The sequence below is a fragment of the Mycobacterium sp. Root135 genome (assembly GCF_001426545.1).
In the GTDB taxonomy this organism is placed as follows: Bacteria; Actinomycetota; Actinomycetes; order Mycobacteriales; family Mycobacteriaceae; genus Mycobacterium.
In genome coordinates, this window is the sequence record NZ_LMEZ01000011.1 from 120,843 (window position 1) to 132,072 (window position 11,230).

The 11,230-nt window shown below is 62.5% G+C and carries 8 protein-coding genes and 1 pseudogene; 2 read left to right on the top strand and 7 right to left on the bottom strand.

Features of this window, described 5'->3' with window-relative positions; genetic code table 11:
- Positions 1-491: 491 nt before the first annotated feature.
- The 5 genes from ASD37_RS30690 to ASD37_RS30710 all read right to left on the bottom strand — a co-directional run bounded on the left by ASD37_RS30690 (position 492) and on the right by ASD37_RS30710 (position 7,049).
- A complete protein-coding gene (locus tag ASD37_RS30690; RefSeq protein WP_056561101.1) occupies positions 492-1,952 on the bottom strand; it encodes a PPE domain-containing protein in 1,461 nt (486 codons plus the stop codon).
- Positions 1,953-2,280: 328 nt separating this feature from the next.
- Positions 2,281-3,159: a helix-turn-helix domain-containing protein gene (locus ASD37_RS30695; protein ID WP_082570508.1), complete on the bottom strand. Its 879-nt coding sequence runs from the start codon at positions 3,157-3,159 to the stop codon at positions 2,281-2,283.
- A gap of 23 nt (positions 3,160-3,182) precedes the next feature.
- Positions 3,183-4,388: an FAD-dependent monooxygenase gene (locus ASD37_RS30700; protein WP_056561105.1), complete on the bottom strand. Its 1,206-nt coding sequence runs from the start codon at positions 4,386-4,388 to the stop codon at positions 3,183-3,185.
- A 101-nt stretch (positions 4,389-4,489) separates the two neighbouring features.
- Positions 4,490-6,292, bottom strand: coding sequence for an acyl-CoA dehydrogenase (locus tag ASD37_RS30705; protein WP_056561108.1), 1,803 nt, complete (start codon positions 6,290-6,292; stop codon positions 4,490-4,492).
- Between the two features lie 25 nt (positions 6,293-6,317).
- Entirely contained in the window at positions 6,318-7,049 is a 732-nt protein-coding gene (locus tag ASD37_RS30710) for an SDR family NAD(P)-dependent oxidoreductase (RefSeq protein WP_056561111.1), read from the bottom strand.
- On the opposite strand from ASD37_RS30710, the gene ASD37_RS30715 reads away from it, so the two are divergent.
- Entirely contained in the window at positions 7,024-7,899 is an 876-nt protein-coding gene (locus tag ASD37_RS30715) for a TetR/AcrR family transcriptional regulator (RefSeq protein ID WP_370073109.1), read from the top strand. The two genes, ASD37_RS30710 and ASD37_RS30715, sit on opposite strands and share 26 nt — an antisense overlap.
- A gap of 78 nt (positions 7,900-7,977) precedes the next feature.
- On the opposite strand, the gene ASD37_RS32485 is transcribed toward ASD37_RS30715, so the two are convergent.
- Positions 7,978-8,727 (bottom strand): flavin reductase family protein, encoded by a 750-nt coding sequence (locus ASD37_RS32485; protein ID WP_235568605.1) that lies wholly within the window; start codon positions 8,725-8,727, stop codon positions 7,978-7,980.
- A gap of 538 nt (positions 8,728-9,265) precedes the next feature.
- On the opposite strand from ASD37_RS32485, the gene ASD37_RS30730 reads away from it, so the two are divergent.
- Positions 9,266-10,426 (top strand): acyl-CoA dehydrogenase family protein, encoded by a 1,161-nt coding sequence (locus tag ASD37_RS30730; RefSeq protein ID WP_056561123.1) that lies wholly within the window; start codon positions 9,266-9,268, stop codon positions 10,424-10,426.
- Positions 10,427-11,004: 578 nt separating this feature from the next.
- Here the strand turns inward: ASD37_RS30730 and ASD37_RS32490 are convergent.
- A pseudogene (locus tag ASD37_RS32490) lies at positions 11,005-11,230 on the bottom strand (ABC transporter ATP-binding protein); the annotation flags it as partial.

An 11,230-nucleotide genomic window follows, 5' to 3' on the forward strand; every position in this document is an offset into this window, starting at 1 on the left:
CCCGGTCCGGGAGACGGGGCGGCGCCGGTGGTATTGCAGTACCGAACGCGTCAATCCTGTTATGCGACATACAGAGCCGCTGGAATGTGCTCGCGTGATCGGTCCTCCAGTGATCGCGCGACGGCGTTTTGGCGGCACGACCGCCTGCGCGTCGAACAGCTCGCACGCATCCCGGGTCAGGTTCACCTGATCGCAGCCGTGCGACGATTCGCCGGCGCATCGACGACGAATACCGACGGGGCGTGTGACCTTCCAGGATCACGCTGCCCTCCGCTCTCACAACCGTGCACAAACGACACGGGTACAGATCGGTGGACTCAAAAACGGGGATTCGCCACTCGATTTGCCTCGAACGGATGCGTCAATGCTGTTGCGGCAGAAGATAGCTCATGCCGATCATGAGTGGCCTGCGCGGGATCGGCGCTATCCCCGGTCAGGTTCTCTAGCGCGTTCATTCCTGGTACGGGAATGAACGCTCTTGGCGTCGAGGGTCAATGCTCGTCGCGTGTTTCCCAGGATGTTGGAAGCATGGGCAATCCGTGACCAGCGCCTGCGTCGGATTCGTCGGCTACCAGACCGCGGGCGGTTGAGCGCGACACGATCTTCGGCACGGTTCCGGCGAGTCCAATGGGTCCCGCACCCCGCGTACTGGCGAAGCTCTGACGGGCCAATTGTGCTGCTGGTTTGTCGAAATCGGTTGTGGTAGTTGCATCTACGTCCATGTGCTGCCGCACTGGGTCCTTTTGACGGGCGCGGCGCTTACGGCGGGCGCTGGACTGAGCGGGAGCTGCTGCCGCCGCGACCGCGGATGACCCCGACGCTGGGGCGCGGTTTGTAGTCCCCTCGTCGAGAGTGGGTCCAAACCGCGCGGCGGGCGGTTGCTTCTTGGTGGGTGACACGAGGTAGGGAAAGCTCGGCGAGGTTACCGTCGTTGGTGCGGCCGCACTTGCGGAGCTTGGTGCCGGCGGCGCCGTCGTGGGCGGCCCTGAGGCGCCCGACGGAGCCAAGGCAATCGTAGGGTGAGATTCCGGCCGGTTCACGGGGGCACTTCCACTGCGGATTGGCTCGTCGATACGGGCGGGCGCAGGGCCGCCATCGACTGCGGGTGCCTGCAATGCCGCTCCGACGACGAACGGCAGCCATATGCCCGTCGTCGACCCGATGACGAGGCTCCAGCTTATCGACGCTGATGTGCCCCATACCGTGAGAAACACCAACAGCGGGGCCCACGCGACCCCCGCCGCAGTCGGATTCAAGCTGAAGTCGGTGAGGATTCGCTGGAGGGTTCCCAGTGGGTCGCGGAAGAATTCTTCGAGTTGGTCGGCGATGTTATTGCTATTGTCCAGAGCTGAACCGGATTCTGCGGCTTGGGCCATTGCGTGGCGGCTCACCGCGCCGAACGTCTCACTACCCGTGGCGAGGATCGGCGGAGGCGAGGTCGGCGGCGTCACAGACATCACCGCGACCTCTGAAAACCCTTGATAGATCGCCATGGTGGTCGCCGCCTGGGTCCACATCCGAATGTAGTCGGCCTCGTTGACCGCAATCGGAATGGTGTTGATGCCGAAGAAATTGGTTGCGATCAATGCACCGTTGACGGCGTGGTTGGCGGCCAGTTCGGGCAATGTCGGCATGGTGCCCACAGCAGCGGTGTAGGCGGCAGCGACGGTGTCGAGTTGTGCCGCGTTCGCCGCACTCACTTCGCTCTGGTTGGCGAGCCAGGTCAGAAAGGGAAGGTGGCTGGCTACATATCGGTCGGCGCTGGCGCCTTGCCAGGACAAGGTCTCGACGCTAGAAAGCACCTGCTGCAAATCGTTTGCCGTCGCGAGGTACTCAGTGGACAACAGGCGCCATTGGGCTGCAGCCGCTAGCAGCGGCCCCGACCCCGGACCGGAACTGAGCAATCCCGAATGGACTTCCGGGGGGAACGCCATCCACACCGGGGCGGTCACGGAACCAACCCCGTGTTGTCATCGGACATGGCCGCGACGTTCATATCCCCGACGATGTAGCAGCCCCCAGACTTGGCGGCAGTGGGAATGGTCATGCTCTTCCTTGAGTGCGTAGTGAGCGGAGTACCGGCTCGATGACGGACTGACGGGGTCCCTGCAACACCGAACGGCGAATCGAATCGACCGACTTGCCAATGCTTGGCCGTCATCGCCATCCTTTTGACAGGACGCGGCACCAAGCCCGCAGCGGTTGAAGGTCTGCCCATCGCAACGTATGCGGGTGAACGGAATTGACCTTGCGACGAGGCGAAGGTACATCTGCACCGACTCAGCAACGTAAGCTCTCCACCACTGCGGACGGCCTACGCGGCTGAGTCTGAGTGACTGTCAAGCTGGCGTCGCCGGCGGATCGTGAATGTGCCTGTGCCTTCGTGCGTTCGGCGAAGAATTGACCTGGGGGCTGGCCGAGAACCCCGCGGAACATCGCGATGAACGCGCTGGCAGTCTCGTAGCCCAGATCGCTTGCCACCGACTGAACCGACATTCCCTGCGAGAGCCATTGAAGCGCGAGCATCAATTGAATCTGTTGGCGCCATCGGCCAAAGCTCATTCCGGTCTCGCTCTGCACGAGACGAAAAAGCGAGCGCTCACTCATGGCGACCGTGCGGGCCCATTGGCCGATGGTGCGTCGTTCGGCGGGATCGTCGAGCAGTTCTTTCGCAATGTGTCGCAGCCGGGCGTCTTGGGGCATGGGCACGCGAAGATCTTCTACCGGTGCGACCGCAAGCTGATCAAGTGTCGTCCGGATCAGTCGTTCCTCGGCACCGCCGCGAAGGTACAGCGGTGGAAGTCGAGAAGCTGCGAGGACAAGCTCGCGTAGAAGGGGCGAAACCGACATCGTGCAAGCCGTTTTGGGCAACTGGGGCAGCAACTCGGGTTCGACGAAGAGCACACAGACCTCGATGGCGCCCTCGCCGCGTGCCGAGTGTTCCAGATCGCACGGGATCCACAGGCCGCACCCCGGGGGGACAATCCAGAGATCCCGACCAACTTCGCATGTGAGGACGCCGCCGGCGACGAACACCAGTTCCGCTTTACCGTGCCGGTGGCTGGGGTACCGAAAGTCATCGGTGTCGATGCTCATGCTGATGGCGTTGGCGTCCCGGGGTACGCGATGCGGGTAGAGCATCAATTCCTGTGGATCCATGCGCTGAATCTCGAATACCTCGCCTAGTAGTCCTGGAGCTCGATGCTGTCGGCGGCAGCTCTTAGCAACGCTCCGCCGGTGCGGTCATCTTCACCGGTCTCCATGATCTTCAACACCTCGGCATCCCGGCGCTCGATGTCCTCCCAACTCGTGGGGATTCTGAATTCCTCGGCACCGAAGACGAGTTTCTGGTTCTGTTCCGCATAGTGCCGCATAGCGCTCTCGTACTTGGGAAACGCGACGGAGGGGTCCCCCTGAGCGCGTTTGAGTTCCCCCGCCAGCACGTAGGCGCCGACGACGGCGATACTGGTGCCCTGACCCGCGAGCAGGGTGGGCGCGTAGCCAGCGTCACCAAGGAGGCACACTCGGCCGTCATGCCAGGTCGGCATGTGGATCTGAGCCACCTCATCAAAGTACAGGTCATCGGCGCTGTCGATGGCGCCCAGCAGGCGTTCGACCGCCCAGTACTCGATGTCGTCCTTCATCGCCTCTTTGATGATGGCCTTCTGTGCTTCACGATCACGCTTGTCGAAATCCAACGGCGGTGAGGAGTAGATGAACATCGCTCGGGTGTGCTTGTCGAGGCCGTACTGCATCACACTGACGAGTTTGCCGGGCAGAGTGCAAATGAACCACTGCGAGTCCATGTCGAACAGGTTCGGGATGGTGAAGATTCCGACGTAATGACCAATCGGCTTGGTGTATTCGTGCTCGGGGCCGAACACCAGCGACCGGACGTTCGAGTGCAGACCGTCCGCGCCAATCACCAGGTCGTAACGTTCAGGCGAGTTGTTGACGAAGGTGACGTCCACGCCGTCGTCGTCCTGGACGATCGAAGCGATGCTGTCACCGAAACGGTAGTCCAAGCCGTCGACCGATTCACGTGCAGAGTGCAAGAGGCTGCTCAGGTCGTCGCGCAGAATCTCGATATCGTCTCCTCCGGCGTTCCAGTTGCCGTCGGTCTTGAATTGCACGTCCCCGTGCGGACCAAGGAAAGCGATCTCTTGCAGACGGACGCGCGCTTCTCGGCAACCGTCCCCGATACCCATGCGGTCCGCCACCTCGGCCGCCGGACCTCGCAGGTCGGTTGCGAAGCCCCCGATTCGCGGGGCCGGCGCCTGCTCGACCACCGTGGTCTCAAAGCCGTGGCGAGCCAGCCAGTACCCCACGGCCTGACCGGCAGCACCGGCGCCGGAGACCAACACCTTCATCTTGCGTTCGTTTGCCATACAGCCGAACGTAGTCGGCGATCCTGCTGGCGACATCAGGCAAAATTGCCAGCGAGTAGTCCGTATCCGCCACCTCGGCGCAACGGCTCGCGGTGCAGTGGTCAGTACCAAGCGGGACGCATGTCGAGGGTCGTGGTGTCCAAGCTGTCCAGCAGGTCGACTTGGGCCGTCACCTTGGGCAATTCGTGGGTGAAGAAGTAGCGGGCGGCGGTGCGTTTACCGTCGTAGAAGTCGCCGCTCCGTTGGCCCACTGCGATCAACTGCTCCAGCCACATCCAGGCGATGACCGTGTGACCCACGGCCTCGAGGTAAGCCGAAGAATTGGCCAGGGCCACCGTGCGGTCGTGGTGGCCGGTGAGCCGTGATGTCACCTTCAGCACGTCGTTCCAGATGCTGTGCAACTGCTTAGCCCAGCGTGCCGTACTTTCCTCGCAGGGCTGAGCGCGTCGAATCGTGGCCAGCATTCGTGACGTCAGTACCTGCAATGCCGCGCCGTCTTCCAAGGACACCTTGCGGCCCAACAGATCGATTCCTTGAATGCCATTGGTGCCTTCGTGAATCGGATTGAGTCGGTTGTCGCGGTAGTGTTGCTCCACGTCGTAATCACGGGTGTAGCCATATCCTCCGTGCACCTGGATGGCCAAATCATTTGCGTGTAAGCACCATTGGGATGGCCAGCTCTTGGCGACGGGCGTCAAGATGTCCAACAGCAATCCGGCCTCCCGCACGCCCGTCGGATCCGAACCGCTGGCCTGTTCGTCGACGAGTCGAGAACAGTACAGTCCGAGCGCTAAAGCTCCTTCGACATAGGCCTTCTGCGCCAACAGCATTCGCCGGACATCGGCATGTTCGATGATTGCGACAGGGGGCGCGTCGCTCCCGCCGTGGTTTGGTGTGCGGCCTTGCGTGCGAGTGTGGGCATAGGCGACCGACTTGAGGTAGCCGACGTAGCCCAGGGCGGTGGCCAGGAAGCCGACCCCGATACGGGCCTCGTTCATCATGTGGAACATATAGGTCAGCCCGCAGTTTTCCTCGCCGACCAGATAGCCGACGGCTCCGGGCTCAGCGGCGGGGTGGTAGCTGCCTCCACCGAACGACAACACCGTGTTGGTCGTCCCGCGGTTGCCCATCTTGTGGTTGAGGCCAACCAGTGCGACGTCGTTGTGCACGCGCGATTCGTCGCTGGCCGGGTCGGCGGGCAGGTACTTGGGCACGATGAACAACGAGATCGACTTGACTCCTCGGCCACCGCCGGGCGTCTTGGCCAAGACCAGATGGACGATGTTCTCGCTGAGGTCGTGGTCCCCGCCCGAGATCCACATCTTCGTGCCGTTGATGCGATAGCTACCGTCGTCCTGGGGGGCTGCACGGGTGGTGATGTCTGCCAAGGAGGATCCCGCCTGAGGTTCCGACAGACACATCGTGCCGAAGTGCCTTCCTTGCAGCATGGGTCGCACGTAGGACTCGAGCTGCTCGTCGGTGCCGTATGTGGCTATGAGGTGCGCGTTGGCGATGGTCAAGAACGGGTAATTCGCAGTCCCGGCATTGGCGGCCTGAAAGAACGCCATCGCTGCGCGGGCGACGGTCGAGGGCAACTGCATACCCCCGACGGCCTCGTCGAACTCGCCGGCCAAAAGGCCAGAGGCGGCATAGGCATCCAGTGCGGTCTTGATCTCGGGGATGAGTGTGACCGACCCGTCTTCAAGCATCTGAGGTTCGTGGACGTCGCTCTTCTTGTTGTGCGTCGCGAAGCAGCGGGTCGCGATGTCGGTACTGAGATCGAGCACCGCATCGAAGGTCTCGCGCGAATGTTCGGCGAATCGTTTCCGCTTGGTCAAGGACTCGACGTCAAGCCATTCGTATAAGAGAAAGTCGACGTCTCGGCGCGAAAGAAGCTCGGTCATAGCGTTTTACGTCCTATCTGCGAAGTTAGATCGACAGGCCACCATCGACGGGAAGTACGACTCCAGTGACGTAACCAGCCTCCTCGGAGGCCAAAAAACATACTGCGGCTGCCATCTCGGCGGGATCGGCGAAACGGGGGATCGGACCCGTGACGTCGGCAATTTGGTCGGCGGGAATGGACGCGGTCATCCGAGTCGCCGCATTGGGGGAGATGGCGTTGACCGTGACACCGAAGTGCGCGAGTTCCTTGGCTGCGGTCTTCGTGAAGCCGACGATTCCGGCCTTGGCCGTGGCGTAATTGGCCTGGCCCCGATTGCCGTGCAGTCCGGTGTAGGAGGTGACGTTGACGATTCGGCCGTAGTGCTGCGCACGAAAGTGCGGCACGCATGCGCGGGTCAATCGAAAGGTGCCCCCGGCGTGGACGGCTAGCACTTGGTCCCAGTCATCGTCGGTTAGCTTCCACAAGACCCTGTCGCGCAATATGCCCGCGTTGTTGACCAGGATGTCGACGCGGCCGCAGTGGTTGACGGCGGTCGAGACCACGGCGTCCGCGTCTGCGCTGAGGGTGATGTCGGCGGCGACGGCGATGGCGCCGATCTCACTGGCCGCTTCGGTGAGCGCCGTCTCGTCGAGGTCAACCATGAACACGGTGGCACCAGCAGCGTGGAAATGGCGCGCAATGGCAAAGCCGATGCCTCGGGCCGCGCCGGTGACGATCGCACTGCGACCCGTGAAGTCGAACGACATGTTGGGCATCGCTGTCCTTTATTCGTTGGAGTCGGTCCGGCGCGACCATCGGCCCGTCCCTGGTGGACGGCACGAAATCACCGCTGCCACTAGGTGGTCCGCGGCTCGAGCCATTGCGGTCGTCGATCTCCGCCACACGCAACAGGAGGCCTCGGAACATATGCAACCGCATATTTTCTATGCGATCGCATATACTGGACGACGTCGGCCGGTGTGTCAATGGGCGGAGAAGATGGTTATGAGCGAGGCGTGCGTCCCGGGTGTCACACTCGAGGTCGGTTCCTCAAAGGCCGCTGCGCGGATTCGGGCGGCCGCGGTCGAGATGTTCGCCGAAAGAGGCTACGGGGCGACCTCTCTGCGCGACATCACCGCTCGTCTCGGACTCAGTCCCGGCGCGGTGTACCCCCATTACAAGACCAAGGAGTCGTTGCTCTACGCCATCAGTTTGGAGGGCCACACCGCGGCGTTGTCCGCAGTGTCCACCGGGGATTCGCCCGATGCGGCCCCCGCCGACAGGCTGGAGCGCACCACGGCCGCCTACGTCGAATGGCACGCGGTCAATCACTCGCTCGCACGAGTGGTGCAGTACGAATTGCGTTCGCTATCCGTGGCTCACTACGACAAGATCGCGACAATCCGACGAAGGACCACAGTAATCTTCACCGAAATCCTCCAAAGCGGAGTCGCAACAAGCGATTTCAGTATCGCAGACGTCGAAGCCGCAGCGCTGGCCATCTCGTCCCTATGCATCGACGTCAGTCGGTGGTTCCCCACCCGTCGCCGGCGGAATTCAACGGAGCTCGCCGCAACCTACGTCGAACTGGTCATGCAGATGGTGGCGGCGCGGACACGCCGGTGATCACGGACGGCCGTGTTAGAGCTTGACGAGCATTCGATCAGCGTGTTCCGCACCAAACTATAGCCGTGCAGGTTCCTTCTAAAGCGTTGTTCCCGGATGGAGAGTGCGGTAACGACCTTGGAAGAACAGGAGGGGTTGGGCGGGAGAGTTGGCCTGCAGGTTCAGGACCTCAGCTGCGACGATGGTGTGGTCGCCGCCGTCGTATTCGCCCCAAAGTCGGCATTCTGCCCAGGCGACGACGTCGTCGAGCAGCGGACTGCCCAACGGTCCGGCGCTCCACCGCACGCCTGCGAACTTGTCCGCGCCCGTCCGTGCGAATGCGTTGCTGATCGAATCGTGTTGGGCGGCCAACACGTTGACGGCAAAGGTGCCTACCGCTCGGATCTGTGGCCAGGTGGTCGAGGTACGGGCCGGGCTGAAAGACACCAGCGGAGGATCGAGTGACAGCGAGCTGAAAGATTGGCAGGTGAATCCGATCGGCCCGTCATCTTTGATGGCGGTGACCACCGTCAGTCCGGAGCAGAAATGTCCCAGCACTGCGCGCATGTCCCGCGGGTCGACACGTGATGTACTCAACGCCTTGTCCTCCAATCGTGAAATGTCTGATTCGATGCGGTGTCCGGAACGCCCTTGTGTGACAGCGCGCTTCATCGCATCGGCAATAGATTCACCCCAGAATTCGGAGGATTTCGTCACCGGTATCCGCAGCTGAGCGCTGGGCTGCAGAGATCCCGGACGCTCTGCGGAAAGACTAGACTCGATCTGTTCGAATGTGAATAGCTGGCGGAATATCAGGTGGCGTTCGTGGTTTCGTTGCGCGGCGGTCAAGTCACTGACGCCGCGGCCGAGATGCCAACCTACGCCACCGAACTCGATTTTGCCGACTCGCGGTCGGGCGTCTCACTCGCTCTCGCGCCCTGCACGAACCATGCCGTGGACTCGTTGCCAGTGGCCACGATGGGGGCGGCGTTCTTACGCCGCCATGGCCGCTCATCCTGAAGCCGGCCACGCCGTCAGATTGTTCGGGCAACTCGAGCTTTGGGCACCTGGATCCACATCCGACCGTCCGACAAGAAGAAGCATCTTGCAGTGGGCCCCTCAATGGGTGCAACTTGCGGGGACGGACATGAAGTGGTTTGGGGCTCGAGTCGTCTGTCGCTTTTTGGGACAGCAGAGACCGGTCGCTTCGCAGTGGAATGGTAGATACGCCGTATGGGAGGCAGGACCGATGTCTGCGTGATCGTCCGGCGTGCCAGGGTTGTCCGATCTCAGGTGCCGATTCGCTTGTCGCGGAGATGCGTGAGGTCGACGACCCACCCGCGCGAACAGGACGCACAGCACAGAGATACGGAGATCGACGCATATCATGGACCTAGCAGCCGAATTGATTGAACAGGCGCATGAATTGGCCCCGTTGGTGGCTAGCGAGGCTGCCACCACTGACTCGAATGGCGAAGTTCCCCGAGAGCTGATCGACAAATTCTGCAGCGCCGGATTCATGAAGGTACTGGTGCCGAAAGAGTACGGGGGCTACGAACTCGGCCCCGACACGATGTCGCGAATAGTGCGCGCCATCGCGCCGAGTTGCAGCTCGACGGCATGGGTGTTGGCGTTCTACATAGGGCACAACTATCTGCTGGCAGCGTTTCCGCGCCGAGCGCAGGACGAGGTATTCGGGGAGAAGTCGTATGCGCTGTCTCCGGGGACTGCGGCACCACAATTCAAGATGGAGCCGGTCACCGGCGGCTACGTCGTCACCGGGCGCGGTAGCTGGAACTCGGGGTCGGCGGCGGCTGAATGGTTCATGTCTGGCGGACTGACCAATGAGCCGGACGGATCCAAGAAGCACATGTTGTTCTTGACTCCGGCCACCGATTCCACGGTCATCGACAACTGGGATGTCGCCGCGATGCGGGGAACCTCGAGCCACGACATGATGCTCGACAACGTCTTCGTTCCGGAACATCGGACCGCCGAGGCGGCAGCGGTGATGAATGGCCATTCGCCTGGATCTCAACTGCACACCAACCCGATGTACTCAATGCCGGTCATGCCCTTCCTTTTGGCAGAGGTACTGCCGATCATCGTCGGCGGCTACAGGGCCGTAGTTGACGAGTACACGACGTTCGTCGAATCGCGCCAAGGGCCCCGTTTCACCACGAGGACACCGAGCAAGCAACTGACCCAATTGACGGTTGGTCGCGGTCAAGCTGGTGTCGATCTCGCCGACGAGATGTGGGAAGGCTACTTGCACACACTCACGACGACGCCACCCGACGTCCTTCGCGAACCCCTCAAGCGCGCAGCTCTGAAAGCGCGTGTGGCTGTGATTGCCGATTTTTGTGCCGACGGGATCGACACGGTGGTCCGGGCTGCCGGCGCCGAAGCATTCCGCTCGAAGTCCCCGTTGCAGCGCGTATATCGCGACATCAGCATGCTTCGCGTGCACGCCTACCTCGACGTCGACAGCGCCACCGAGACTTACGGGAGGATCCGCTTCGGTCTGCCGCCAGAGGTGCCGATCTAGTCGGTACCGGCCGCCGGGGGTGCTGCCCGTTGACGGGTCATGGAACGCACGTGCAGCAAGAGGGCGCAACGTACGGAGGTGGCGTCGGGGACACCCGACGCCACCTCAATACGTGTTTGGCAGGTCGGCGGTGAGCGCCGGGATCGAGACCGAGTCCACGGCTGTCGGACGGGGGGGAGACGCTTCAAACCTTGGTCAGCGGAACGTGTCGACCGTGTCCGCTCGAGCGCAGCTGTTCCATGTTCCTCGGGGCCGTTCACAGGACTTCTCGAGCGGTGGGAGGGACTGCGGGCGCGGTTGGATCGGTTCGCGAACCCCCAAGCGTGCCAGTAGGTCTCGGACCCGAGCTTCGCTATCGCTGCCACAGTATCCGGATGCCCAGTCCCACAGTAGATCCGAGAGTTCTTCCGGCAACGTTGTCCGACTGACGGCCAGGGCGCGCACGAGCTCGAGGATGGCGGGTTCCGGGTCTCCTGCCCCAATCGTGACGCACAGCCACCCGTGCGCTGGGCGCGACAGCGTGGCCTCGCTCAACTCGACGAGGCTCCAGGCCAAGGCGAATAATCGCGCCCTGTCCACTACGCGCTGCCTCCGCTCGTGACCGAAACAGACGCCGTCGCTGCATCTGTCAGAACCGGGTTGCGGTTGCGCGCGGTGGCGCCGTTTTCCGGGTTGTAGCCGGGGTGCTTGTTGCTGCCGTCGAGGTCGGCGCGGATGGCTTCCTGCGCGGCCGGGGGCAGGCTGTGCATGATCTCGCGCACCCGAGCCTGACGACGCCCGACCGCCTTGCGCTCCGGCATGCCC

What these genes read in the sequence shown, in the direction of transcription:
- ASD37_RS30695 (WP_082570508.1), bottom strand. Translation starts at nt 3,159, where the DNA reads ATGGATCCACAGGAATTGATGCTCTACCCGCATCGCGTACCCCGGGAC.
- ASD37_RS30705 (WP_056561108.1), bottom strand. Translation starts at nt 6,292, where the DNA reads ATGACCGAGCTTCTTTCGCGCCGAGACGTCGACTTTCTCTTATACGAA.
- ASD37_RS30700 (WP_056561105.1), bottom strand. Translation starts at nt 4,388, where the DNA reads ATGGCAAACGAACGCAAGATGAAGGTGTTGGTCTCCGGCGCCGGTGCT.
- ASD37_RS30730 (WP_056561123.1), top strand. Translation starts at nt 9,266, where the DNA reads ATGGACCTAGCAGCCGAATTGATTGAACAGGCGCATGAATTGGCCCCG.
- ASD37_RS30710 (WP_056561111.1), bottom strand. Translation starts at nt 7,049, where the DNA reads ATGCCCAACATGTCGTTCGACTTCACGGGTCGCAGTGCGATCGTCACC.